The sequence below is a fragment of the Streptomyces sp. NPDC001407 genome (assembly GCF_042895325.1).
In the GTDB taxonomy this organism is placed as follows: domain Bacteria; phylum Actinomycetota; class Actinomycetes; order Streptomycetales; family Streptomycetaceae; genus Streptomyces.
The window spans coordinates 1-24317 of record NZ_JBIAWF010000049.1; the positions used below are offsets into that span (position 1 = coordinate 1).

Genomic DNA, 24317 nt, shown 5'->3' on the forward strand with positions numbered 1-24317 from the left:
CAGCAGCCTCGGCTACCTCAGCCCTGCCGAGTACGAGGCCGCACTCGCGGCCTGACCGACACAACCAACGTGTCCGTCAAAGCGGAGCAAGCTCAACGCTTGCCGGGGTGGCCATGCGCGCCGGGCTGATCGACGAGTACGTGATCGCCGCCCATCCGGTCCTGGTGGGCGGCGGCACGCCGTTCTTCACCGCGCTGGACAGCTGGGTGAACCTGAACCTGGTGGCGACGCGGACGTTCCCCGGCGGCGTGGTCCTGACCAGGTACGAGACGAGTCGCTGAGCAACAGCACCCACACGCTGGTCTCACGGTGATGTCGTATACGACACGGCCCGGGAACGACATCAGCCGCGAGCTCCTACAAAAGTGCAGGACCTCGCGGTCCGTGGCATAGAGCGTCGTGCTGACCAGCAGGCTCTCGGGCTGTCTCACGTCGTGGCCAGGCACTCCTGTCTCAGGAAGGGTGGCATTTCCTCATGGCCCGCGTCAGAAGTCACGACAGCCGCGCTCTGATCTCTCGGCAGGCCGTGTCCCAGCCTCCTCGAACTGGTCGGAGGCCAGCTCCTCGGAGGCATGGCCTTCCCACCCTGAGACACGCCTTGAGCCCGCTGCCATTCGTCGAAGGCAGCTGCTGCGATCGGGGTCAGTGCCGGCCCCTGGAGCTCGATCTGCCGGGTCACCCGGCCTTCGGCGTCGACCTCGCAGCAGAACCAGATGTCTCCCCAACCCAGTAACAGCGCATCCACGTCGTCATCAGCCCATGATGACGAAGGCACCTTTCTGCTCACCAAGGAGATGCGATGTCAGAGCCATGTTGGAGGATCCCGCCAGGGGCTCCAGTCGTTCTCGCGGCTAAGACAAGCTAATCCGTGCGACAGCCTCTGATCTGAGCTGATCTCGGGAAATCGGTGTGGTGATCACAGGCGGTTCAGTAGCGTCGCGGCCGTGCTGAGTGCCGACGTGCCGCTGCTGAACGACCTGACGGTACGCCATCCGGTGGGGACATCGGCGGAGATCACCCGAGGTTCCCTCCTCGGCCGGCACTCATGCCAGACATCGCCCGTGGCCCGAGTTCCACACTTCTCAGGAGCCGTCTTGCACATACCCAGAGACGTCACCGCCGTCTGTGCCGCCGCCGCGGCGACGGTCCTGGCCACCTCCACCTCCGCGGCAGCGGAGACCGGCCCGACACAGGACAACATCCTTCCCGCCATCGGCTACTCCATCCTCCACCTCGACATCGATCCGCCGGGTGCCAGACTGGAACTGCCGTCCCGGCGCCGCCCACCCGCGTCCGGTCGTCCTGGTACACGGCACCTACGAGAACCGCTACAACAACTGGGCCCGGATGTCCCCCGAGTTGAAGGCCCAGGGCTACTGCGTCTACGCCCTCGACTTCGGCGACACCGACGACGCGGGAGTGGCTCTCGCTCCCACTGTCAAGGGCTACGAAGACATCAGGCAAGCCTCCAAGGAGCTGTCCGCCTTCGTCGACAAGGTGATCGCTGCCAGCGGCTCCGGCCAAGTGGACCTTGTCGGCCACTCCCAGGGCGAGACCCTGTCCCGCTGGTATCTCAAAGCCGACGGAGGAGCAAACCCGACCGACCCGTCGAAGAACAAGGTCAAGAAGGTCGTCCAACTCGGCGCGACCAACCACGGCACCACCATCAGCGGCATCGAGACTCTCGCCGACAAGCTCCACATGCTGGGGCTCGGGGAGAAGACCCTCGGGGTGGCAGGCGTCCAGCAGTACGAGAAATCCGACTTCATCAAGGAGCTCAACGCCGACGGCGACACCGTTCCCGGGGGCGAATACACCGTGATCGGCACGAAGTACGACGAGATCACCACCCCCTGGCAGAACACGTTCATGACCGCGGGCCCCGGAGCAACGGTGCACAACATCCCCTTGCAGGAGGGCTGCTCCGTCGACCTCTCCGCCCATCTGAGCATGTCGTACAGCCCACGTGCGATCGGACTGGTCAAACGGGCCCTGGACCCCTCAGCCCCGGCAGCTCCCTGTGTGCCGAGGGCGCCCGCCTTCTGATTCCGGCCCGAAGACCCCCTGGCGAAACCTTCTCCCCCGACCGCGTCGCCCTGCCCTTCATGCTCGGCACTAGCGACGACCAGTACCAGTGCATGTCCACCCGCTGGCGCTTTGGCCACTGACCAGACAGCGCAATACAGCGGAGGACCCCGAAGATGCGATCACCGAGGCCCTCCGCTGTAACCCAGACCCTCAGCTTGAGCGAAGAGGGTGTCTCACGTGGCAAGCTTCGCAAGCTTCTTGGGACACACCGCCTCGGCCCTGCGGCACACAACGGACGCCGGCGGGGGAATGCGCATCGACGGGTGCCCTCCCCCGGAGCCGGCAAGACCACCGCCCCGCGATACCCCCTTGTCCCGCCTGCCACCGCGCATCGCCGTGGACCGGATCCCATGAACACCACCCACTGGCCATGACCGAGCTCCGGCTCAAACCACCGCACCGCCGTCGTCGTCGAGCGTCGGATCCTGTCGGTCGGTCACGATCTCGTCCATCACCTGGAGGTCGCCGCTGAGGCTGACACCGCTCGCCGACGCCGTCACGGTGACGGCGACCGAGCCGGCGCCCGGCCGGTCCACGGCGAACAGCGGGAACGTGGCGGTGCCGTCGGTGATGTCCGAGGCGGCCGGGTGCCCGTAGTATGCCTGGGCACCACTGGGGTCGCAGAGCAGGACGTGGACGCCGCTCGACCCGTCGGGCCAGGTGAGCACCAGGTACCGGACACCGTAGCGCGTGCCGTCCAGGTTCTGGTCAGCGACAAGTCCGGCCAACGCGGGGGCCTGCACGACGGAGTTCGGCAGGCCGTCCAGGACAGTGGGGTCGATACAGAGCAGCAGGTGTTCCCCGCAGTCGATCGCGACGGTCGCCCGCTGTTCCGGACTGATCAGGTACAGCTCCCCTGCCGTCAGCTTGGCGAGCAGGGCGAAGTCGTCGTCCGTCGGTGCCGATGACGTGATCGCGGACACCGCCTGCTGGCCCGCCTCAATGGCACGGATGGCGCTGTCGGCCGGCGGAGTGAGCTCGAAACCGGTCTGCCCGCCCCGGTAGGCGATCACCGACAGCGCGAAGGCCGCCTGGTCGCCCACGACGTCGCCGGGCGACGGTGCGAGCTGGTGCAGGGCGTCCAGGACGTCGGACTTGGCGATCTGCTCGAGCGTGGCCCAGGCTGAGAGCGCGATCAGCGGCTCGCCGTTGGACGCCGCACCCTGGACGAGGGGCACCGCGCTGTTGCCGAGGCACGCGGCGAGCGAGAGCGCGCCGGCGACCACGAACGGGTCACCGTCCGTCACCGCCCGGCCGACCGCCTGGGCGAGCACGCCGTCGGGACTCGGGTCGATGAGGGAGAGGAAACTCATGGCACGCATGCGATTCGGGTCGTCCGCGGCGAGCGCGCGGTTGAGGAGGTCGGCGCGGTCATTGTCGTCAAGGGCAGCCAGGAGCGCCGGGTCCAGGCCGTCCTTGGAAGCGATCAGCTGATCGATGTTCGCGGTCATGATGGGGTCACCGGCTCTCGACAGGTCTCAGGGCTTGACCGCGCAGTGCGACTTCATCTTGTCGGCCTGTGCGGAGGTGATGCCCGTGTTGGCGGCCGAGTTCCTCATGAGGAAGTTGTTGGGGCTGCCGGCACAGAACGACTGGTCGTCCTCGCAGTGCTGCAGACCGAGGAAGTGGCCGACCTCATGGGCGAAGGTGTTGCCGCTCTCGGCCAGCGGCTCCTGGATCGTGACCACCGGGGTCCGAGGATAGTTCCCGAATTTCACACGGCTCTTGCTGCAGCTGCCGGGGACGGCACAGGTTCCGACGAATCTATCGGTGATCAGGCCGACCACGAAGATGTCGACAGCATCGTTCTTCACTGACCACAGGTTCGCGAGCTCTTTCGCGTCCGCATGGCTCCGGATGACCACGAGCCTCCCGGCGGCACTGGAACTGATGCTGTACTTCCTGACAGTGCCGACCTCGGGTCCGAAGGTGGCGAAGATGGTCTTCATGACCCCCACCGCTCCGTCGACCTGGGCCAGCTTCTCGGGAGTGAACTTGTCCTTGCCGACGATGATGACGTTGACATCGAAATGCGGCGCCATAGCGGACTCCGATCCTTACCCGCCGGACCACCTCGACCACTCGGCTGGGGCCTCCGAGTCGTCTGGTTCGACGGCTCGATACTTCGACGCTAAGTCCCGTACATGCAAGCAGCACAGCAGCGGTGCCCAGCCCGGCCACCGCCACGCGGCCGTAATGGCCCCACGGAGGCCGGGGCTGGTCCGGTCACTGTCAGCGACGCACGACGAATCATCATGGCTCCGTCCGGCGGCAGGCTCCCAGGGATTCGCAAAGCCGATGCGCGAGACCGGCGCGGGCTCCGACGGAGTGCCAATCTCCCACACCACAGTGGATGACAAAGGTCGATTGCGCCACCTGGCGTAACGACTGAGAAATCCCATCTGAGCGTCCTCCGGCCAGCTCGCGAGCCCGGAGAAGAACGGGATCAGCAGTGTTTCTGGGGCAGTCAATTCGTGGGCCACCAGAGAGTCGATCCCGGAATCGTCGAGGTGCAGCTGAGTCGGACCGGAAGATGTCTTCACGCGGTTCCATTCGGCTGTGTTGTCAGCGCCGCTCGCGGCGTTGCCATCGCTGTTGCGCAGCAACTGTGCACCTGAAGCGGCCGGATTCAGCCCGCCGACCTCGATCCCGTCTCCCGTGGCTTCCCTGGGCAGTCTCAGTGCAGATGGGATGACCCTTTTGTGTCGACGGACGTCGACGTCGGCAGGCCGGTACTCGATTTATGTGACGGCTGGACGAGACGCTGGGCGGTCTCGTGGCGAATCGGCGGAGACGGCGCTTATTCGGTGCTTTCACAGCGTCGTCTGGCTGGTCTACGTACGGCTAGAGGCTCTCGTCAAGGAGCCGGACCGGGAGTCGTTCGTCGCGGCCTCCGAGATCGCCGTCGCTTACGGCTGGCGCTACACGGTCGCCGCCCGCCGGCGCGACCGCCAACAACACCTCACCGCACGCTGGCACCACCGGCTGCACCACCTCGCCCTGGCCAATTACGCACCTGGACCACGCGAGAAACACTGCAGTGCCCGTTTCCGGAGTCGCTGAAGTGAGCTTCTGGCGGGCCTGGCCTGGTGGGGTGGGGTGGGGGTGGTGGCCGATGGTGATGGCCGGGTGCCGCCCGGTACTGCCCGGCCTGTGGTGAACGGTTCCCGGCCGCATCGCGCTGCGGCACACCCTTGCAGGGAAGGTGAACGGTCCACTACTCGAGAGGGCGCGAGCCGTACACCGGTCCTCGATGACCGACTATCTCGCCCAGCATCATGCACTCGCCGATTCTCCGGGCGAGTTGGCCGCTCTCTCTTCCGCGAGCCCACTCTCCAGGAGCAATTCGACGAATTGGGCCGACAGCTGCTGCTCACTCTCGGCCTTGAGCTGACCCACCACCGCACAGATCAGCGCCCGGGCTGATCCCGGCCACGCTGCGAGGCGTGCGGGGTGGACGCTTTCACGATCGCCGCACCGAGCGGACTCTGGAGATCACAGGCGCGATCCTGCCAGCCTCTGACCAGCGCAAACCAAATCCACCGAGCCGCGCAGCCATACCAAAACCCCGTAGGGTCGGGGCCGTGCTCCTCACAACGCGATCCGTCTGGCCTGCGAGAAGAAGAGGGGCAGGCTGACCACCTCAAGGAACCGCGCGGTGGCAGACGGCCCGCCCCTGTCAATCTCCTCGAACTGTGGAGAGAGGGCCGGGCTTCGAGATGCGAGGCGATATGCGGCACTGCACACTGGAAAGCTGATAGAGGTTCGAGACACCTGCATGTGCCACTTACTCAGTAGTCTCGTGTGCTCACGGAGCAGCAATGAATGATCAGCAGCCTACGACCACATACACTCGCGACGGGTTGTCGGTGTTTTTCGAATCCAAGCGATGTGAGCTGAACGCCGACCTTGGCAAGCACCTGGCTGATTTCATCGCCGGTACCCAGCACACCCTCGACGTGGCGATCTACGACCTGCGTGAGCCTGTGGTGTTGGGGGCATTGAAGAGCGTCGCCGACCGCGGCATCTCCTTGCGGTTGCTGTATGACGCCGGCCCGGCCCAGCATGGTGGTCCGATCGCCGACCCCAAGCCTGGAACCACTGGCGATGCGATCAGCCAGGCGGGCCTCGCAGGCTACGCCACTCCCTACCCCGAACATGCCGGGAAGTTGCTGCACAACAAGTTCCTCATCCGTGACAACGCCACGGTCTGGACAGGGTCGGCGAACTTCACCACTGGCGGCCTGACCTTGCAGGACAACAACTGCCTGACTGTCAGCAGCTCCGACCTGGCTGCCGTCTACAGCACCGAATTCGCAGCTCTCCTAGCCGCCGCACCCGACGCGCTCACTGCCACCCCCGCGACCTCGATCTCCGTCGACGGCGTGCAGATCGAGACCCAGTTCGAGCCACAGGCCGGTGAAGGCATCGAAGACCGCGTGATCGCTGCCATGACCGGCGCCAGTCGTCTGCGAACGGCCGCATTCCTGATCTCTGATCCGGGCATCCTGCAAGCCCTGGCCGACCTCAACAAAGCAGGTGCTGACCTGGCGGGCGTCTATGACCCGGGCGGCATGGCTGATGCCCGCCGCGGCAGCCACCAGGACCCCGCTTTGTTCTGGTTCATGGATGACCCCGCTTCGCCCCCGCGCCCAGCCACCCCTACACACCTGGCGAAGAACAAGACTTCATGCACAACAAGGTCCTGGTCATCGACGGCCAAACAGTCGTGACCGGCTCCTACAACTTCTCCGAACACGCCGAAACCAACGCCGAAAATGCCCTCATCCTCACAGATGCCGGCCTCGCCAGCGCCTACGAGACTTACCTCAACACTCTTCTGACCACCTACCACCGTATGCATCCCGCTCCCGCGTAAGCGTGATTGCCTTCCATGGCCACCAGTCGCTGCGCAGGTACACGTCGGCGCGCGGGCCTGCAGGGCCATGACTTCGTGAGCACTAGGTCCTGTGGGGATGCCGGAATCCGCGTTCGCCGAGCATCGAGCGCGGCGGCGGAGGATGAATACCCAGAGGCAGCGTCGTCCCCGACGCTACTCACGGTCAGTGACCGGTTGAAGTAGTCGGCCGCTCGCTTCACACTCCGGGTGCGGGCCGCACGGCGATCCCGTTCCGCTCAAGCAGCGCCGCCGTCACCCCGTCTCCTGGCACCAGCTTCCCGGCGAAGGACCCGTCGTAGACCACACCCCGTCCGCACGACGGACTGCGCGGCATCAGCATCGCCTCCGTGCAGCCTCCGCGCCGCGCCGCCGCGAGTGCGCGCCGTGCTCCGTCCAGGAACTCCGCTGTCACGTCACGTCCGGTGTCCTCAACGACCCGTGCCGTCCCGTCGAGCACGTCGTGCCCGTCGCCGCCCACCAGCTCCGCGGGCCGCCGCGGTGTGGCGAGCCCGCCCGCCACTTCTGGGCAGAAGGAGACGACTTCACGACCCGTCACTACCTGCTCGATCTCCGAAGACGCCTTGTGCTGCCCGTCGAACCGGCATGGCACCCCGCGCAGACACGCGCTGACCAGGATTGCTTCCATGCAGCCAGACTAACCACAGCTATCACTACAGACCGTGCTCGTTGCCAAGGGAGTCCCGGATTTGCTACGCCACTGCTGACGAAACGCCGTCATTGCTAAGGGAGTCGCGGATCCTACAGCAGCTGTAGAGCCCGTGAGTTCGTCAGCACGGTCTCCTGCGGGAACGCTCGAATCCACGCGCAGTTGGCAGTGGCGGCCTCGGTTGTTTGCCGACAATCGGCGGTTCCTCCGCGGTCGTGCTGGCAACAGCGATTGAGGTTCTATGGTCTGACTCATTGCCGGTTTCGCTTACCTGGGTTCACCGGCTATGCACGGAGGCACCGGCACAGTCGTTCAGCGCACCGAATGGATGCGAAACATGCCGCCCGGGGGTTCTCCCTACCCCGCACGGCCCGCTGGCCGGACCTCGGACAGGCCCGCTGACCGGATGGATCAGTTCCTCTTGACCGCGGAGGCTGAGCACGTCGCACATGCTCGTCCGATCGGAGAACCAGTGTTCAGCTTGAAGTCCTCGCGCCGCGCGGTGGCGCGCACCGCCGCGGTGGCCCTGGCCGGAGTGGCGTGCGCCGCCATGATGACCGGTAGCGCCGAAGCCATCGTCAACGGGAAGGATTCCACGCAGCGTTACCCTTCCATGGTGTCGATCCCGGTGGCGGGTGCGGACGACCCTACGTTCAAGGGCGTCTGCGGAGGATCGCTGATCGACTCGCAGTGGGTGCTCACAGCTGCCCACTGCGTGTACCCGGCACTTGTCACCCTGGACGGCACCGTCCGGATCGGCAGTGAGTGGAAGAACTCCGGGGGCACGGTCCGGTCCGCCGCGAGGACGGTGTCCCACCCGGGCTACAAGAACGACGAGGGCACCAGCTTCAACCGCGACGACGTCGCTCTGATCCGGCTGGACCGCCCCGTCGCCGAGAAGCCCATCCGCATCGCCCACAAGCCGGGGCGGCCCGGCACCCCCACCCGGCTCCTGGGCTTCGGCACCATCAACGACGCACCCGACCGTACCGAATGGGTCTTCCCCGACCGGCTCCAGGAACTCGACACGCGCAGAGGGGCGGGCTCCGAGTGCGCGCCAGGCTGGGCGGACAGCACCCGCCTGTGCACGATCAGCAAGGTGCCCAAGGCCATGGCATGCAACGGCGACTCGGGCGGCCCCCAGCTCCAGAAGGACCGGAAGGGCCGCTGGGAACTCATCGGCGTCACCTCGGGCCCCGGTGCCCCAGGCATGCGCTGCGGCGAGGGCCCGGGGCTCTACACCAGCGCGCCCGCCTACGCGGGCTGGATCCATAAGGCGATAAGCCGCTGATTCAGGAGGCCGGCACAGTGCCGGGGTTCAAGACCGGGCTCTCGCTCCAACCTGGTCATGCCTTGTTGCGGCATCCGGCGAGGAGGACGGCGACCATGCGTTTGGCGTCGGCCTGCTCGTAGTCGGGGCCGGTGATGCAGAGGTTTCCGACAGCGCGCATGAGTGTGTAGGCGCTGAGATCGGAGCGAAGTTCGCCGTCGGCGGCGCAGGCGTCCAGCAACGTTGCGCAGGCCGGGACCAGAGTGTCGAGCATGAGGGCATGGAGGTTCTCCAGCCCCGGATCACCAGACCCCAGCGCCGCGCCGAGGCCGTGCTTGGTCACGAGGAAGTCCACGAACGCGTCCGTCCACAGGGTCAGCGCGGTGAACGGCGAGGCGGATTCCTCGAGGAGCCGGGGCGCGAGAGCGGCGCAGGAGTCGATCTGGTGCCGGTAGACGGCGGTGACGAGGTCCGCGCGGGTAGGGAAGTTGCGGTAGACCGTGCCGACACCGACGCCGGCGCGTTCGGCGATGTCGCGGACGGGCGCCTGGACGCCCTGGTCCACGAAGACCTCCGCAGCGGCCGCCAGTACGCCGCTGCGGGTGCGCTGCGCCTGTGCTTGGCGTACCCCGACCGGCTCCGGCACCAGTGCCTCCCTTTACTCGCGGAACAATGTTCCGCTAAGTTGGCGGAACGACGCTCCGCCAAAGTATGGCAGAGCGGTACCACGTAGAAAGCACAGGTCCCCATGCTCTCTTCCCGGCCCACCGGCCAGCAGATCGTCTCGGTCAAGCCCATCACCGTTCCCGCGCCTGAGCGCGGCATCGACTTACAGGTGAAGGTCACCGCCCCCCGGACGGGCCAGAAGCTGCCCGTGATCGTCTTCTCCCACGGAAACGCGTGGTCCCTGGACGGATACGAGCCCCTCGTCGACCGGTGGGCCGCCGCCGGATTCGTCGTCGTGCAGCCCACCCACCTGGATTCCCGCCACAACGCCATCGCTTGGGACGACCCGCGCTTCGCCACCATCTGGCGCGTGCGGATCACCGACCTCCATGCGGTCCTCGACAACCTCAGCAACATCCTGGCCCAGGCCGGCCTGGAGGCTTGTGCCGACCGTGAGCGCACCGCCGTGGTCGGCCACTCCTGGGGCGCCCAGACCGCAGGCGCTCTCCTCGGCGCGCGCGTGCTCGACGCCGACGGCGTTCCGGGAGAGGACTTCTCCCACTCCGCGGTCTCGGCCGGCGCGCTGATCGCTGCGGCCGGAACCGGCGACACCCTCACTCCGTTCGCCGCCGAGAACCTTCCGTTCATGAAGCCGGACTTCTCCAGCATGGCCACCCCGGCCCTGGTCGTCGCGGGCGGCAAGGACCAGTCGCAGCTCTCCACCCGGGGGCCGGAGTGGTTCACCGACGCCTATCACCTCAGCCCGGCCCCCAAGAGCCTGCTCACCATCGCCGAGGCCGAGCACACCATGGGCGGCATCGCCGGCGAGATGGCCGCCGAGACCACCGATGAGAACCCCGCCCGCGTCGCCCTCGTCGCCGACGCGATCTCCGCCTACCTCCGCGCGGCTCTCAACATCAACGACGCCGAGTGGACCGCCCTCAACAACACCGCCGAGGGCTGCGACGGTATGTGGAGCATCATCAGCAAGTGAGCCCAGCCCGCTCGATCAAGAACCGATGCCAGAACTCACTGACAACCGCTCTCCGCTTTCGCCTGCACAGCCACGTTCCCGTTCTCCTCGTGGGCGGCGAGGGTGCGGTAGATGGTGGAGCGGCCGACGCCGAGTAGCTTCGCGATGGCGGTGATGAGCTCGCCCGCGTCGCCTCGGCAGAGCACGATGGCCAGCTGGTCGTCGTCGAGCACGGGTGACCGGCCGCCATGCTTGCCGTTGGCCGCGGCGGTGTCGAGTCCGATGGGAGTCCGCTCCTGAATGAACTCGCGCTCGCCCTCTGCCATGGCGGCGGACATCACGAAGAGGATTTTGCCCGCGCCGCGGGGATCGTAGACACCGGAGAGTGAGCCGGTGAGGATCTCCAGACGGTGGTCCCGTACTTGCTCCGGCGCCCACCACCGGACGTCCAAGAGCTCGTCCTCCTGTCGACGGCTCGGACCAGGACGAGGACATCGCAACCCTCCTGCCGAGCCTGGCCGGACTCACCCGACGTTCTCACGCCGTGGATGTCCAGTGCAGGGATGCGGCGTACCAGCTGCTGCCGGAGTCGTGCCTGCGCAGCCGACTGACGAGGAACGGCCAGTGCATCGGACGGTTCCGAACCCGGCTCAACGGGCGTGCGAAGGCCCAGTGGGTGCCGGAGGCCGACGTTCATCCACTCGACGTGTCCATCGGCTACGCGCTCGCGGTCGCCTTCGGCACAGGCCGCAGCCCGGTATGGCTGGAGGCGATCGGCGAAACCCTCAACGCCGCGTCATAGCTCCCCGCGTCATCACCTGGCAGCCGTACGGTTCCCGCCACGAGGCGAGGATCGGTGCCATCATCCAGACCGGCCTCAACGGGGACGCCACTAGCGTTCGAACCATGAGTTCCACGCAGCACATCGATCCGTCCGAAGACGACACCCTCCCGCAACTGACGGGCACGTGGTCCCTCGTGCTGGGCACGCTCGCTGTCACGGCAATCGGCTGTCCTCTGCTGCCGGACGCGGTCCCGAACCAGTTCCGCTACCTCCCCATCTGCGTCACCCTGCCCCTGGGGCTCTGGGCGGTCCTCTCAGGAAGCATCGCCCTGCGGCGCATGCGCGGCGACCAGGCAGCCGGCCGCCACCGGGCGCGGGCCGGGATCACCCTCGGCACCGTGGCCGTCGTGACAGCGGCAGCCGCCATCGTTTTCGCGTGCTGGACACTGCGCCATGCCTACGCCTGATTCCAGCACGGCGGAGAACGAACAGGTCCAGCCAAGCACGAATTGGTTCGCGGTCAGGCCTTGCGTCCGTAGACGTGGCAGAACAGACGCTCCGCGTTGATCGAGGCGTCCGGGCGCAGCCAGTGGCTGTAGTCCACCGCAAGCACTACGCGCCCGTCAGCGGCCTGCGGCATGCCCACCAGCTCGAACAGCTCGTCCCCGCGCGAGGTCACGCCGTCGAATAAGTCCTCCCGGAAGGCCGCCTCAGCGTCCGGCGAACACCCAGGTGAACGGACTGGTCGAGGAGCGTTTCGACTTGTGGATAGTCTGCTTCACCATGATGCGAGCTTGGATTCTGCCGATGCTGCTTGTGGTCTGCGGCTCAGCCGTCGCGACTGGGCTCATCTTCAGGGAGAGCCCCGGCGTAGCCGCAGCGCTCCTGCTGGCATTCCTGGCGCTCGCGGGCGTGCACTCGCCCCTGATCTTCCCGAGGTCGGTCGATGTGCACGAGGCGCAACGCCGCAGCGTGGCCGACGGTCGGCCGGTCGTCTTCTGGCGACCGGGCTGCAAGTACTGCATGCGACTGCGCATCCGGCTGGGCCGCAGGGCACGCCAGTTGCATTGGGTGAATATCTGGCGTGACCCGGCAGCAGCCGCAGCGGTGAGGGCAGCCAACGACGGCAACGAGACCGTGCCGACCGTCGTCGTGGCAGGTCGGCCACACACCAACCCCGATCCCAAATGGGTGCGTGAACAGCTCTCCCCGTCCGCGTGATCAGAAACGCCCTCACGACGCCGGGACCCGAGCCCGACGCTGGCCTGGCGCCCCGTCAAATATGAAGACGAACGCCTGAAGGCGTTCAAGCTGCTGATCCCGGTGCTGGCGATCGCCGATGGACGCCGCCGCGAGCAGTTCTGCTCGGACGAGTACGGCCACGACTGCGACAGGCTGGCCACCGCCGGTTCGGAGGATTCGCACACAGCTCGGTGACCGCTCTACCGGTCGCGGTATTCGTCGAGCAGCCGGAAGAGGTGCGGCCAAGTGGCCGGTGTACGGGGCACGGCGTGGTGGTGGACCTGCCCGACGTAGCCGAAGGCGGTGCCCGCCCCGGTCGGCGAAGACACTGGTGAGGCGGTGCAGTGACGTGGCCGTGCTGCCTCCGGGTTCGCTCAGTGCGGCTGCGGACCCGGCCGCGAAGGGTTTCCCAGCGTCACGTCCCCCTGAACCATGCCGACCGCGATGGACCCATGGTCGGCCCCGACATGCAGGTTCCCGCCGACAGCCAGCCCGCCTTCCCCGCCGACACCCGAACTGCCCGGCGGCCTGCGCCCGCTGCGCGACCCGGACTCGGGCGAGGAAGTGTGACCCCGGTGCGGGTGACCGTCACCGCCGGGGGGCTGTTCCGGCGGGGACGTTCGCACTGGTCACCGGCTCGTAGGGAGCCGCGGCTGTGCGTGGCGGCGGATGTGGCGGCCGTGGGTGGGATCGGCTCATGGTTCGAGTCAGTCAGCAGAGCGGCGGATCAGCCCGGCGTCACCGCCGCACCCTCTGGCACTCCGAACCACTCCTCCAGCGCCTCCGCAAGCCCGGCCGTCGACGTCGGCGCCTGCGCCCGCGCGTCGGCCGCCCAGGCCGTGAAGCCGTCCGGACGGACGAGGACCGCCGCCAGTTCCGGGCGGGACGGGCAGCCGACCGTGAGGGTGTCGACGCGGTCGGCATACCCCGCGGCGAGGGCCCGGAGCTCCGGGTCGTCGGCGAGGTCGAGCAGGAGGACCCGGCCGCCGTGGAGGTGGTCCGCGAGGCGGCTGCCGTCGGTGAGTTCGAGGTCCGGGGTGCTGCGGCCGGTCAGCGGGTGCTCGCCCGACAGCGCGTACCGCACCCCGCCACCGTTGAGCCGCGCGGTGAGGTACGTGGTGCCCGCGACCGTCCCCGCCAGGTCGCTGACGATCTCGCGCAGGGCCCGGGACTGGTGTACGTGTCCAGCAGCCCTTCGGGTGCCCGGCCGCCGATCACCGCGGCGAGCTTCCAGCCGAGGTTCATCGCGTCCCCGATACCCAGGCTCAGCCCCTGGCTCCCGAACGCGGAGTGCACGTGCGCCGCGTCGCCCGCCAGCAGCACCCGGCCCTTGCGGTACTCGGTGACCTGGCGGGCGTGGTCGGTGAAGCGGGTCGCGGTCCGCACCCTGGTGATCGTGACGTCCACGCCGGATACGCGGCGCAGCCGCGCCTGGAGGTCCTCGGTGGTGACCGGCGCGTCCCGGTCGGCCGGCGGGCCGTCGAACTCCACGGTGACGACGCGGCCCGGCATCGGCCCGTGGGCGTATACGCCGGTATCCGTGGCGGTCCAGCCGACCTTCAGGTCCTCGGCGCCGGTCATCTCCACGACCGCCTGGTGACAGGTGATCTCCGGGTCCGTACCGGGAAATTCGAACCCTGCGAGCTTGCGGACCGCGCTGCGGCCGCCGTCACAGCCCACGAGCCAGCCGGCGCGTATGACCCCGTGGCTGGTCCGCACGGTGACGGCCCCGTCGTCCGCGTCGAAGCCGGTCAGCTCCACTCCCCGGCGCACGTCGACGCCGAGCTCGTCCGCCCGCCCGCCGAGCAGCCGCTCGATGTCCTGCTGCGCCACGAAAGCGATCTCGGAGGCGGGTCCGGCGTCGCCGAGGCCCGGCTCCGTACGGTCGACCAGGTCGGCGCGCAGCATAATGCCGGCGAAGTGCCCGACGAACCCGAGCCCTTGGCCCGCGGCCCCGCCTCCGTCCCCGCCGTTCCGCTCGCGGATGTATGCCTGGAAGCGGTCCATCGACTGCCGCTGCACCTCGGCCAGCGCGGGCAGCATGCCCCGGCGGTAGAGCGCCTCGGCGCTGGGCGTGGTGATCGCCCCGCCCTTGATCGTCGGGTCCACTTCGGTGAGGCGCTCCAGGACGGCCACCCGCGCGCCTCCGAGCCGGAGCTCGCAGGCCAGCATCAGTCCGACCGGGCCGCCTCCGGCCACCACTACGTCTACGTCATAGTCCATGGCGCCGACTATGACCGAGGGTCAGGAAGGTCAAAAAAGCGCCGCGATGTCAAGGGACCGGTCCCGCGAGGAGAATGGGGCCGGCGCAGTCAGCGCTGAGATCGATCAAGGAATGAGGCTCATCGGCTGCTATCGCCGGGAGCGAGCAGGCTCGTGAGTGCGGCGATCGCCTCTGGGGGCGGCTTGAAGTAGCGGCGGGCGTTCTCCGGCTTCTTGTGCCGGGACTTCGAAGTTGACGCCCAGGACCTCCTCGGACCGCCCCGGCGGTCTCGGGATCAGCTCAGCTCCGGCGGACGGTCAGGATCAGCAGCGGGAAGATCCCGCAGACCACAGCGACCGGCATCGTCCTGGTCACCATCGCGCCAGCGCCAGCCCCATGTCCCCCGTGCGCGCGGCTGGTTTGACTGGGCGTCACCGACCTCGGCCGATCTGAGCCAGGGAGCGTCTATGACCGTCTCCAAGACCGCGGCCCGCCGGGCCGCCTCGTCGCCGTCACCGCGTTGGTCGCCGCCACCTGCACCTCCGGCGCCACCGCGGCGACGCCCGCCGCACGGGCCTCCGCCGCCCCCGCGGGGCACGGCTACCACCCCGCAGATCTACGGCGCGACGTGGACGCCGTGCGCGCCGCCGGCCACGGCACGCTCAACCTCGTCCCCCGCCTCGACACTCCGGACGGCGCGCTGCGCGCCCGCTCCGGGCGCATGCCCGGCACGGACGCGGCGCTGCCATTGGACCTCGAATACCGCATCGCCAGCACCAGCAGGGCCTTCACCGCCGTGGTCGTCCTCCAGCTCGTCACCGAAGGAAGGCTGTCGCTTGACGACACGGTCGAGCACTGGCTGCCCGGCGTGGTGTCCGGCCACGGCAACGCGGGATCGAAGGTCACCGTGCTTGATCTACTCCGCCACACCAGCGGCCTGTTCGACTATGCCCGGGAGCCGGGGTGGCACGAGAAGTACTTCCCATCTGGACGATCCGGCGATCCGGCGATCCGCTTCGACGCCACCCCGCCCCGGCAGTGGCTGCCCTACGCCTTCGCCCACCCGCCGCTGTACGTGCCGCGCCATGACACCGACCGACCGCCGTCGAACTACTCCAACACCAACTACGTGCTGGCCGGGGTGATCGCGGAGAAAGCCGAGGGCACCGGCACCACCTGGCGCGACCTGGTCGAACACCGCGTCATCGCGCCGCTGGGGCTGCGCCACACCTCCATCATCGGCCACCCCACCAGGCCAGGCCCGCCAGAAGTTCACTTCAGCCACTCCGGAAACGGGCCTGAGCTGCTGCGCGACTTCCTGGAGAAACCACCACCGCCGCACTGCGGCACACCTGAACGATCACCGGGCAAGGCCGAGCCGACCAGGTCCCGCCGGGCTCCGGGTGATCAGCACGACGGTGTCCGCGACCGGGTCGCCATGTCCTCCCAGAAGCGGTGGAGTTCGCTGCACGTCATGCGGTGCCAGGGTGCACGCTTGCGCCGCAGCCAGGACAGGGGTCCCAGGATGCCCACACGGCGATAGGGGTGCAACAGTGCCTGCTGCTGTCGGCAGAACGCCTCCCGCACCTCAGCCCGCGGCTGCTCCCCCATGGCGGGGTAGGGGCACAGCTCGAAGGGGCAGTCCCGCGCGCAGGTGCTTCCCGGTGGCGCGTTCTCGGCCATGCCCACGGTCCGGCGGGGGCGGAGCGGCTCCCGCTCCTTCGTGAGGCACGGCGGCAGGACGGTCCGGTTCGCGCGGGTCAGACGGGCCTCCAGCTCGTCCGGCCGGCAGTCCCGCTGCGCGAGGTTGAGCAGCAGGAGCACATCGGCGAGCAGCTGCTGGGCATGGGGGTGCAGGGTGCTCCACCCCACCGAGGGAGGAATCCAGAGGGCATGCCTACGGTAGGCGCCGGGATCTGCGGGCGAGGAACCGATGTTGTTCATCACCCCCATCTCGTCGATCCAGATGAACCGTTCGGGGTGCCCGCTCTCCAGGGCGAGCACCGCGAGACCGGCCGCCGCGGTGACGAAGGGGTGCAGCCGCTCTCCCTTTCGCGTCCGGTCGTCCGGGTGCCGGGCGAGCGGATCTTGCTTGCTGCCCGCGAGCGCCAGCCAGCGCTTCACCACCTGCGTGGGGTCGGTCTTCGCCGACGGGCGGCTCGTTCCGTCCCTCAGCTCCCACAGGCACAGGGCGTGAATGAGCGTCAGCTGGGAATACCAGAAGCGGGCGTGGGCCAGCATGGCCTCCGCCTCTTCGACCAGGTACTCCCGGGAGTCCTCGTTCGTGTGCGGATGCCGCTCCCTGCGGTTGGCGGCGCTCTTGAAGCCCTGGGCGAGGGCGATCTCCAGGGAGAGCGGCATATCCGCCCGCTGCGAGGCGGAGTGCTCCGGCTCCAGGTGATCGAGCCAGAGGCGGAGCCGCTCCTTCGCCTGGTTCCGGTGCTTGTCCCCGACCGAGCCCACCATCATGGGGACGAGCCAGGCGCGCATGACGAACCGCCGCCAGATCCGGGACCGTTGTGTGATGTTCTCCTGTTTCTGCTTCACATACTGCTCGTGTGCCTGGTCGCCGGGGGTCGTGTGGTGGTGGCTCTCCTCACGAGCCCGGTGCTCGGCATACAGCTGTTCGCGGAGTGCCGTCTCGTACTGTGCCCAGGGGTCGTTCTCCTCGGGCGGGCCGTTCTTGGGGAGCGGGAACATGCTGCGCAGGGCGTCGAATGCCTTGTCGCCTCCGGCACCCATTTCCTGCGCGATGGCGAGCCTGATGGGGTACGAGGGCTCGTATTCGGCGATTCTGAAGAACGGTGTGTAGGCCGGGGCCGGGCAGCCGGGCTGATTCTCGGATCGCGCGCCGATCGCGCGCAGGATGTCTCCGACCCGGTGCACGACGTCCTCTTTGGTTCCCTCAAGAGTTCTCCGGTCGCCACCGGTGATGTACTGCCATCGGTCGCACAGGGACGTGACAATGCGATGGTGTGCGGACGCTCCTGTGGCGCTGTCGATGTCGAGGGCGGTGGCGTACAGGTCGAGTGCCTTGGCATCGGTGCGCCTCTCCGCCGCTTCGAGAAGCCGCTGGACTACGGCCTCATGCTGGTTCTCCGCTTCCTTCCGGGAGTCCTCCCGCCGGGAATTGAGGGCCAGCGCGACGAGGAGTTCACGGCCGGGGCCGGGCTCCTGGAGGGAGGTGGCCAGGGGCTCGAGGTCCGAGACATCGACGTAGCCGGATCCGAGATAGGCCTGGAGGGTGCTGTGCGGGAAGCGGACCCGTTCGCCCCGGACTTCCACCAGGCCGAGCTGTTCGCCCTGGGTGGCGCACAAGGACAGGAGCGTGCGGCAACGGTGCGCGTCCGTCCGGCCTGGGCAGGCCGGCAATCGCTCCGTGAGCCGCCCCCAGATATCGGGGAATTCCGGTGCCACGATGGGACCATGGCCCCATGCCCGCGCCGCGGCCGGGCCGGCATTGTCCGGGCCGGCCCCGATCAATGCGTCGAATGCGACTTCGAGCCGGTCCTGGAGCAGCCCTATTCCGGCCAGGGCGGAAATGACCTCGATGGTCGCCTCACGCTTCTCGGAGGGCAGTGCGATCTCTCCGTGAATGCGCCCTGAGATCAAGGCATTTCGCCAGGTGTCGAGCAGGCGCAGATGCAGCTCCGCCCGGTCGGCGCTCCGGGTGTCCAGTTTCCTGTCGCGCCTGATGCCGGTCAGGTGCTCCAGGAGGTGATGGTCCTGTAGCTCGTGCGCGATCTGCAGATACAGCGGGGCCTCGGACACGGCCGCCGTCTCGACGATCCAGGACATACGATGGGGATCGGGATCCGTGCGGTCCTTTTCCAGGTACTCCAGCGCTGCTTCCTCGCTGAGGGGTTCCAGGTCGATGACGGCGGCCTGGGTCTGCTGCAACGGCGGATGCGGACGGGAGGCGATCACCAAGGGGAGCTTCTGCCGCTCCGCCCGCTGGATCGCCTTGCGGATGAGGATGTCCCGTTCCTTCTGCTTCTCGCCCTCGGTGAACGTCTCCTCGAGACCGTCCGCGAGGATGACGGCCTTGTCGTCCATGCACAGTTGCCGCCACACTCTTTCGGCCTGTCGGCCGGACAGCACACCGCTGTCCACCTCCTCGCAGAAACGCTTCATGCCCAATTCACGGAAGTCCAGCAGCGAGCCATCCATGTCCGCGTCCCGCAGCCGGACCGGAACAGGGATGGCGCCTTTCCTGGCCAGCATCTGCGTGAGCTCCACGAGCACCGAGGTCTTCCCGGCCCCCACACCGCCGACCAGCAGATAGGGCCGCCGGTTGCGCCGGTCGCGGAGCGCCCGGGACAGGACCAGGCACATCTCCTTCCGTCCGACCACGTCCTTGACCGTCGGCCCGGCCGTCGGCACGAGACTGCGTGGGTCCTTCCTGGCCGTCCTGCTCAACGGCCTGCGGACCGAGAGGTACTGCACACTCAGAAAGATGAACGTCGCCAGCCCCAGGGTCAGGAACGGCGCCAGGAACCCATAGGTCACGGCGCAACCGGAGCTGTGTGACTGCTGGCACCACTTCTCGACAGGGGACTGTTCCTTGGTGACGATCTCGTAGACCGCCGACCCGACCCAGAGAGCGGTGATCGGGAGAGCCAGCCACGAGAGACGTTGCACGAACGCCGTCGTCGACGGCTTCGTCCACCACCGCCGGGTCAGGACCACCTGGGGACGGGCCGCTGATCGGACTCGTAGCATCCGCAAGAACCGCCCGACGGCATCGGCCGCGCGGGATGCATAACGCCATGGGCGGACCAAGCGCGGGCCGCTCTGCGGGAGGACTTTGCCTTTGGGATGTCTCATGGCGTAGTTCATGATTCAGCCACCTTGACGGCCTTCCCTTGTCCATCGTGCGCTGTGCACCTCGCCGATGTCGAATGCGGGAGCGGCCGAGATGCCGGAGGGGTACGGGCCGGCGGCCGCCGCACGGTCCCGGCGGGCACAGCGGCAGTCCTTTCCATATTGTCGAATCAAGGGCGCGGCATCCCCTGGAAGTCCCCCTCGGGAAGGGGCGCCGAGATGGACGCGCGGACAGCAGCGCGGCCATTGCCTGGCCGGAACGTCCCAGTCGGCCGCCCATGTCGGCCGAGATGGCCCGCTCCCGTGCCGTATGACCACAGCGATCTCGCAGGAGGGCGAGCACTCAGTCGACATGGGCTTGGCGGCAGACGCGGTCATCGAAGCGACAACAGGGAATCGCCCCCCAAATCCAGCGGGACGAGGAGGGGGACCCTGTAGCTCTTCTGGTGCCACCGCGAGAGCTGACAGGCCAGCAGCTCGCCCTGGCACGGGCACTCCTCGCCGACCCCCGGCTGACCATCACCGGCGTCGCGAAAGCTCTCGGCTTTCCTCGCGTCGTGCTCTACGGAGAAGTGCCCGAGACCAACGGCCGCTGTGCCCGCCTCCGAGCGACCACACAGCAAGCAGACGTGCATCCCACCGTCCTCACCGGGCGGGACGCGTGCTGGACGGGCAGGAACCGAGTGCGGCGCACGGTGCGCCGCACTGAGACACCCCGTCGCCGATCTCCGCTACCAGACGCGGTACACCGCGTCACGCGCCGCACCGAGGTACTGCTTGTACGTGCCCAGGCCCCACGCGGCCCACGAGGCCCATCCGCGACCCGTGCCGTCGTTGTCGATAGCGTAGGCATTACGGGCCGACCAGCCCATGTCCTGCCAGTTCTCATCCGTCACAATGCCGCTGTCGTGGTTGTGGACTTCCGGGTACCAGCGCTCGTTGATCTGCCACGCGCCCAGGTCCTTGGTGCCGGGGTCGGGGTCCGTCGGGCTGTTCGTGTGGACGGCGTCGTGTGTGCAGCCGGACTCGGCCATGGCTATCGCGACGGCGTAGATCGCGTCGTCGTTCCTGCCTTCGCCGGACCGGTCCTTGGCGAAACCGGCCAGTTTCGCCTCTCTCGCGCACGCGTCGATGCCGTTGTCCGTTCCATTGGCGAAAGCCGGCGTACCTCCGGACATGGCGAGCGGCACCGCCGCGACCAGACCGACGAGCAGCATGCGCATCTTGTTCATGGTGATCTCCCTGTTCCTTGTGGAGCCGTCAGCGTTACAAGGAGGGATCAACAGCCGATGAACATCGAGTCGAAGGACCCGGGGCAGGCGATCAATGAGTAGGCCATGACCTACTTGGACCGCCCGTCAGATCGCCGACGAATCCCTGGTTCCCACCACTGGAAATGCGCACCGGCCGCGGAGGGCGGCGGTGTTGCCGTGGGTGCGGCCGGCCTGGGCGGCGGACAGCCAGATCAGGCGGCCCTTCTCGTCGGTCAGGGCAAGGAAATGCGGGCCATGGCTGGGGTGCTTGCCGGAATAGTTCCGCCGGTCGGCCTTGCCGGTGCAGCGCCTGACGGGGATGAGGGTGCCGTCGATCAGGACCCCCTCTCCTCCCTGCTTGGCGGCCTAGCTCAGGGCACGGTCCAGGCGCGGCGCCTGGGCGGCGAGCCGTCCGATCAGCTCGTCGCGACAGCGGCAGACGGCATTGGTACACAAGCGGGCAGGTGTCCTCGGCGCGCTCTTCGGCATTCGTCACGCAATTCCAACAGCCGCCGCTGGACCCTTTCCAGGCAGGTCGGGCAGTTGCGTCCCGATGGTGTCCAGCGTCTGCTCAACCTCTCTGACTGGGACGAGGAAGGATCCTGACCGGGCGGCGCCCGCGACAACGTCGCCCTTGGCGTCGTCCGTCCGTGCCCGTCCGCCGATGACCGCGGACCCGTTGGCCCGTCAGCGCCTCGTCACGGAGCCGCAGCGCCACGGCCTACTGGGCTCCGAACCCACACCCAGCGCGGCCTGGGAGCCAGGGCGGTCAGGCGAACGGGCCGCCGTCCACAAAGGCGTGTGCGGCGAAACGCTTGCCCATCCGGCGGTACGCGGCGGCAGTGGGATGCAGGCCATCGGGCAGGTCGGCCACCTCGTCGGGTCCGAGCAGTTCGCGTCCGTCGAGATAGTGCAGATGGGGATCGTGCGCCCGCCGGGCCGCCACAATCCGGGCCAGCTCGGCACGCACCACAGTCAGTGACAAAGCGCCACCGGTCACGTCCGCCGGGTCACCCAGGGCCGTGATCTTCCCGTCCGCACCCATCGAGACCGGACCGGGACGCTCCTCGAGCGCCGGACAGCTCACCGGGGAGATCAGCAGCAGCGGGGTCTCCGGGTGTCCCTCCCGTATCGTGTCGAGAAATCCGTGCACCGCCGGGCCGAACGACCGCCGCCGAAAGGCGGCCGCGGCCACGATGTTGATTCCCACCTTGAGGCTGATCAGGTCTGTCGGAAGATCGCGGATCGTCCGGGCGACGTACGGATCCAGCATCTCGTTGCCCGCCTGGCCGAGGTTGGTCACCTCCACTCCTCCGAGCGTTGCCGCCACCACCGGCCAGGTGCCGGTCGGGCCGTCGGCCTCCAGGCAGTGGCTGATGGAACTGCCGTAGTGCACCCAGCGGCGTCGCCCGTCCGGCAGCGGCGCCACCACCTCGCCGTCGGCCCGCAGGCCCACCAGTTCCGTGGGGGTCTGCTGCGGCAGCCACAGCTCGACCTGCTTCATGCCGGCCGGCAGCCCGCCGAACCGGACAGTCCCCGGTCTGCCCGGGATCAGTCGCTGCTCGGCCCCGGGGCCCGCCATCCGCAGCACGTTGCCCAGCGGCGCCTGCTGCCGCCCGAACGGCACGCCGTCCACCAGAAGTTCCATCATCCCGGTCGGGCGGGGCTGAGGTTCGGTGTCGAGCTGCCCCGTGGAGGTGAGTACGTCCAACTCCACCTCGCGCGCGTCGGTCCGGAACACCAGCCGCACCCCCGAGGGCATCAGGGTCACCCCGTAGACCGAGGGATCCTGGTACTGCGCCTTGGTCCACGCCGGCAGCCGACGCGGCATCACCCCCGCCACCGTGGTCTCCAGATCCAACGCACCCCGAAACTCCACTGGCCCGCCGACCAGCGGCACCGCCTTCATCTCCACCGTCACCGCTCCTGCTCCTCACGTCACCTGACAGAGCGTCCGGCACAGCCATGCCTGGCACCGGCACACCAACCGATGGGGGAACAACCACGACCAACGCCCCTTCCCAGCCTAGTTAGGGCATCCGGTGAGCCAGGCGATTCCACGGTGAACCTTAAGCTTTCGCCGTCCGCCTCACTCCGTAATGATCTCGGTGCGCGACGAGTAGAACATCATCGGGTTCCCCTGGGTTCCCCGACCAGGATCTCGATCAGCACTCTGTACCGCGAGCCTGGCCCAAACGAGTCCCGTACAACGTCTGCGGCATCACTCAAGACTCGCTGCGCGATCTGCCGTAGCTCGATTTTGTCCGGGTCTACGCCATTCCAGGCACCCTCTTCGGCAGCCACTGTCAACGCCAGCTGATCGCGGATGTGCTCCACGACCAGTTCCTCGTACGTGACGGCGAAAGCGATCTCGTTCGCCACCGACGACAGCGGCGGCATCAGGTGCGTGACCACATTGATCACCTAACCGGCCCCCAGGTTTCCGACGGCACCCACTACAGCCCGTGCGACGAGTCGTCGACTGCATGCGCAGGGCCAGCCAGACACCACCCATGCCGTCCAACGGTTGCCCGTCCGTTCGATCAGCGGAGGTGCGCGGGCAGAAACGTCAGGACGCCGATCACCGTGCCGGCGGCCAGGCCCCATACGACAGCGCGCCCACGTCAACTCAGGCTTCACAGCGTCAGGGTATAGAGGCCCAGGTCGGGCGTGCCCCGGGTCCTCGCGGCGCGCAGCACGGTCACCTCCTGATCGGAAGCAGGAAGCCGTCACTCGACCTGCGCCCGCAGGCGGCGAGCCGCCTCGACGACCCCTTCGTGATCAGACGTGAGCAGCTGGCGGCTTCCGGCGGTGGGGTCCGCGTACGTCCCGTCGTCCCGGATTCGGCCTGCCCACGTCTGCACAGCCGCCCGGGGCATCGTGATGCCGATCCACCAGCTTCCTCCGCTCGGGACCAGCCTGGCCTGCTCCCGCCCGGCCCGCTGCACGGCGACGTCACGCCGGTGGCACTGCGGCCCCCGTCCCTCGATGAGACTCACGAACCCGCCGGATCGCACGCGATGAACGGCTTCACATCGCACAAACGTACCGACGCACCCCCGAAGGCGCCGGCCGAGAGCCGAAGTCTGCGCCCGACCCCGAGAGCATGGCCGAATTTCGACGGGTGCTACCACACCCGATCAGCGATCGATGTGGCTGCGACAGGCCGTCAACCCCGTTCCCGCCGGCAAGCTCTCGCGGCCGACCACGCGCCCTGTGCCCTCCCGGTCGCCGAAGCAGCCCACGCCTGAGCCGACTTCGTCAGCACACGCCGGTAAGCCGCGCTGGGGTGGCCAGGACTACGGGGAACGCGAGAGGGCACGGATCGGTCTGGATCCGTGCCCTCTCCAGCAGTAGCGGGGACAGGATTTGAACCTGCGGTGTATTGACCGAACTAACTTTGACGTTTTCGCAGGTCAGAGGGTATTTCTGTTAAGTTCCGGCGGT

22 protein-coding genes and 3 pseudogenes are annotated in these 24317 nt (G+C 68.0%); 11 read left to right on the forward strand and 14 right to left on the reverse strand.

Features of this window, described 5'->3' with window-relative positions:
• Nucleotides 1–92: 92 nt before the first annotated feature.
• Nucleotides 93–281 (forward strand): annotated as a pseudogene (locus ACFY1P_RS34765) (dihydrofolate reductase family protein); the annotation flags it as partial.
• Between the two features lie 970 nt (nucleotides 282–1251).
• Entirely contained in the window at nucleotides 1252–2046 is a 795-nt protein-coding gene (locus tag ACFY1P_RS34770; protein WP_390752950.1) for an esterase/lipase family protein, read from the forward strand.
• Between the two features lie 428 nt (nucleotides 2047–2474).
• Here ACFY1P_RS34770 and ACFY1P_RS34775 read toward each other — a convergent pair whose 3' ends face one another.
• A complete protein-coding gene (locus ACFY1P_RS34775; protein WP_361529348.1) occupies nucleotides 2475–3539 on the reverse strand; it encodes a hypothetical protein in 1065 nt (354 codons plus the stop codon).
• 27 nt (nucleotides 3540–3566) lie between these two features.
• Nucleotides 3567–4130, reverse strand: coding sequence for a zinc-dependent metalloprotease family protein (locus ACFY1P_RS34780; protein WP_361529351.1), 564 nt, complete (start codon nucleotides 4128–4130; stop codon nucleotides 3567–3569).
• A 703-nt stretch (nucleotides 4131–4833) separates the two neighbouring features.
• Between ACFY1P_RS34780 and ACFY1P_RS34785 the strand changes: the two genes are divergently transcribed.
• From ACFY1P_RS34785 to ACFY1P_RS34795, 3 genes are all read left to right on the forward strand, one after another.
• Nucleotides 4834–5151, forward strand: a complete 318-nt coding sequence (locus tag ACFY1P_RS34785) for a hypothetical protein (RefSeq protein WP_390752951.1) — start codon at nucleotides 4834–4836, stop codon at nucleotides 5149–5151.
• 758 nt (nucleotides 5152–5909) lie between these two features.
• Nucleotides 5910–6821: a phospholipase D-like domain-containing protein gene (locus tag ACFY1P_RS34790; RefSeq protein ID WP_390752952.1), complete on the forward strand. Its 912-nt coding sequence runs from the start codon at nucleotides 5910–5912 to the stop codon at nucleotides 6819–6821.
• Nucleotides 6779–6967, forward strand: a complete 189-nt coding sequence (locus ACFY1P_RS34795; RefSeq protein WP_390752953.1) for a phospholipase D-like domain-containing protein — start codon at nucleotides 6779–6781, stop codon at nucleotides 6965–6967. The genes ACFY1P_RS34790 and ACFY1P_RS34795 overlap by 43 nt, the downstream gene beginning before the upstream one ends.
• A gap of 217 nt (nucleotides 6968–7184) precedes the next feature.
• Here the strand turns inward: ACFY1P_RS34795 and ACFY1P_RS34800 are convergent, their stop codons facing one another.
• Complete coding sequence (locus tag ACFY1P_RS34800; protein WP_390752954.1) at nucleotides 7185–7634, reverse strand: DUF523 domain-containing protein; 450 nt, start codon at nucleotides 7632–7634, stop codon at nucleotides 7185–7187.
• 493 nt (nucleotides 7635–8127) lie between these two features.
• Between ACFY1P_RS34800 and ACFY1P_RS34805 the strand changes: the two genes are divergently transcribed.
• A complete protein-coding gene (locus ACFY1P_RS34805) occupies nucleotides 8128–8946 on the forward strand; it encodes a S1 family peptidase (protein ID WP_390752955.1) in 819 nt (272 codons plus the stop codon).
• Nucleotides 8947–9001: 55 nt separating this feature from the next.
• Here the strand turns inward: ACFY1P_RS34805 and ACFY1P_RS34810 are convergent, their stop codons facing one another.
• Entirely contained in the window at nucleotides 9002–9571 is a 570-nt protein-coding gene (locus ACFY1P_RS34810) for a TetR/AcrR family transcriptional regulator (RefSeq protein ID WP_361529363.1), read from the reverse strand.
• Nucleotides 9572–9673: 102 nt separating this feature from the next.
• Between ACFY1P_RS34810 and ACFY1P_RS34815 the strand changes: the two genes are divergently transcribed.
• Nucleotides 9674–10585 carry an alpha/beta hydrolase family protein gene (locus ACFY1P_RS34815; protein WP_390752956.1) on the forward strand — a complete coding sequence of 304 codons (912 nt, stop codon included), beginning with the start codon at nucleotides 9674–9676 and terminating at the stop codon, nucleotides 10583–10585.
• A 35-nt stretch (nucleotides 10586–10620) separates the two neighbouring features.
• On the opposite strand, the gene ACFY1P_RS34820 is transcribed toward ACFY1P_RS34815, so the two are convergent.
• On the reverse strand, nucleotides 10621–11016 hold the full coding sequence (locus tag ACFY1P_RS34820; protein ID WP_361529369.1) for a helix-turn-helix domain-containing protein: 396 nt from the start codon (nucleotides 11014–11016) through the stop codon (nucleotides 10621–10623).
• Nucleotides 11017–11108: 92 nt separating this feature from the next.
• Between ACFY1P_RS34820 and ACFY1P_RS34825 the strand changes: the two genes are divergently transcribed.
• Both ACFY1P_RS34825 and ACFY1P_RS34830 read left to right on the forward strand, forming a co-directional pair.
• On the forward strand, nucleotides 11109–11366 hold the full coding sequence (locus ACFY1P_RS34825) for a hypothetical protein (protein WP_390752957.1): 258 nt from the start codon (nucleotides 11109–11111) through the stop codon (nucleotides 11364–11366).
• 104 nt (nucleotides 11367–11470) lie between these two features.
• The gene (locus tag ACFY1P_RS34830) at nucleotides 11471–11815 is read left to right on the forward strand and encodes a hypothetical protein (RefSeq protein WP_390752958.1); all 345 of its coding nucleotides are present in this window, start codon (nucleotides 11471–11473) and stop codon (nucleotides 11813–11815) included.
• A 53-nt stretch (nucleotides 11816–11868) separates the two neighbouring features.
• On the opposite strand, the gene ACFY1P_RS34835 is transcribed toward ACFY1P_RS34830, so the two are convergent.
• Nucleotides 11869–12027 (reverse strand): hypothetical protein, encoded by a 159-nt coding sequence (locus ACFY1P_RS34835; protein WP_390752959.1) that lies wholly within the window; start codon nucleotides 12025–12027, stop codon nucleotides 11869–11871.
• Between the two features lie 104 nt (nucleotides 12028–12131).
• Here ACFY1P_RS34835 and ACFY1P_RS34840 point away from each other — a divergent pair, with 104 nt between their 5' ends.
• Nucleotides 12132–12569: a glutaredoxin domain-containing protein gene (locus ACFY1P_RS34840; RefSeq protein WP_390752962.1), complete on the forward strand. Its 438-nt coding sequence runs from the start codon at nucleotides 12132–12134 to the stop codon at nucleotides 12567–12569.
• Nucleotides 12570–12790: 221 nt separating this feature from the next.
• On the opposite strand, the gene ACFY1P_RS34845 is transcribed toward ACFY1P_RS34840, so the two are convergent.
• The 3 genes and pseudogenes from ACFY1P_RS34845 to ACFY1P_RS34855 form a co-directional block, all read right to left on the reverse strand.
• A complete protein-coding gene (locus ACFY1P_RS34845) occupies nucleotides 12791–12919 on the reverse strand; it encodes a hypothetical protein (RefSeq protein ID WP_361529375.1) in 129 nt (42 codons plus the stop codon).
• A gap of 398 nt (nucleotides 12920–13317) precedes the next feature.
• Nucleotides 13318–14792, reverse strand: a pseudogene (locus ACFY1P_RS34850) (FAD-dependent monooxygenase).
• A gap of 140 nt (nucleotides 14793–14932) precedes the next feature.
• Nucleotides 14933–15043, reverse strand: a pseudogene (locus tag ACFY1P_RS34855) (site-specific integrase); the annotation flags it as partial.
• A gap of 270 nt (nucleotides 15044–15313) precedes the next feature.
• On the opposite strand from ACFY1P_RS34855, the gene ACFY1P_RS34860 reads away from it, so the two are divergent.
• Nucleotides 15314–16336: a serine hydrolase domain-containing protein gene (locus ACFY1P_RS34860; RefSeq protein WP_390752960.1), complete on the forward strand. Its 1023-nt coding sequence runs from the start codon at nucleotides 15314–15316 to the stop codon at nucleotides 16334–16336.
• Nucleotides 16337–20348: 4012 nt separating this feature from the next.
• Here the strand turns inward: ACFY1P_RS34860 and ACFY1P_RS34865 are convergent.
• From ACFY1P_RS34865 to ACFY1P_RS34885, 5 genes are all read right to left on the reverse strand, one after another.
• Nucleotides 20349–20849, reverse strand: coding sequence for a hypothetical protein (locus tag ACFY1P_RS34865; RefSeq protein WP_390752961.1), 501 nt, complete (start codon nucleotides 20847–20849; stop codon nucleotides 20349–20351).
• 126 nt (nucleotides 20850–20975) lie between these two features.
• On the reverse strand, nucleotides 20976–21209 hold the full coding sequence (locus ACFY1P_RS34870; protein WP_390752963.1) for a transposase family protein: 234 nt from the start codon (nucleotides 21207–21209) through the stop codon (nucleotides 20976–20978).
• 430 nt (nucleotides 21210–21639) lie between these two features.
• On the reverse strand, nucleotides 21640–22779 hold the full coding sequence (locus ACFY1P_RS34875; protein ID WP_390752964.1) for a GDSL-type esterase/lipase family protein: 1140 nt from the start codon (nucleotides 22777–22779) through the stop codon (nucleotides 21640–21642).
• Nucleotides 22780–22997: 218 nt separating this feature from the next.
• Nucleotides 22998–23294 (reverse strand): hypothetical protein, encoded by a 297-nt coding sequence (locus ACFY1P_RS34880; RefSeq protein ID WP_361522486.1) that lies wholly within the window; start codon nucleotides 23292–23294, stop codon nucleotides 22998–23000.
• A gap of 305 nt (nucleotides 23295–23599) precedes the next feature.
• Nucleotides 23600–23869, reverse strand: coding sequence for a hypothetical protein (locus ACFY1P_RS34885; RefSeq protein WP_361522488.1), 270 nt, complete (start codon nucleotides 23867–23869; stop codon nucleotides 23600–23602).
• Nucleotides 23870–24317 lie beyond the last annotated feature (448 nt).

Coding starts and splice junctions, on each gene's coding strand:
- ACFY1P_RS34830 (WP_390752958.1), top strand. CDS start 11,471: ATGAGTTCCACGCAGCACATCGATCCGTCCGAAGACGACACCCTCCCG.
- ACFY1P_RS34795 (WP_390752953.1), top strand. CDS start 6,779: ATGCACAACAAGGTCCTGGTCATCGACGGCCAAACAGTCGTGACCGGC.
- ACFY1P_RS34790 (WP_390752952.1), top strand. CDS start 5,910: ATGAATGATCAGCAGCCTACGACCACATACACTCGCGACGGGTTGTCG.
- ACFY1P_RS34875 (WP_390752964.1), bottom strand. CDS start 22,779: ATGAAGGCGGTGCCGCTGGTCGGCGGGCCAGTGGAGTTTCGGGGTGCG.
- ACFY1P_RS34840 (WP_390752962.1), top strand. CDS start 12,132: ATGATGCGAGCTTGGATTCTGCCGATGCTGCTTGTGGTCTGCGGCTCA.
- ACFY1P_RS34780 (WP_361529351.1), bottom strand. CDS start 4,130: ATGGCGCCGCATTTCGATGTCAACGTCATCATCGTCGGCAAGGACAAG.
- ACFY1P_RS34775 (WP_361529348.1), bottom strand. CDS start 3,539: ATGACCGCGAACATCGATCAGCTGATCGCTTCCAAGGACGGCCTGGAC.
- ACFY1P_RS34800 (WP_390752954.1), bottom strand. CDS start 7,634: ATGGAAGCAATCCTGGTCAGCGCGTGTCTGCGCGGGGTGCCATGCCGG.
- ACFY1P_RS34865 (WP_390752961.1), bottom strand. CDS start 20,849: ATGAACAAGATGCGCATGCTGCTCGTCGGTCTGGTCGCGGCGGTGCCG.
- ACFY1P_RS34815 (WP_390752956.1), top strand. CDS start 9,674: ATGCTCTCTTCCCGGCCCACCGGCCAGCAGATCGTCTCGGTCAAGCCC.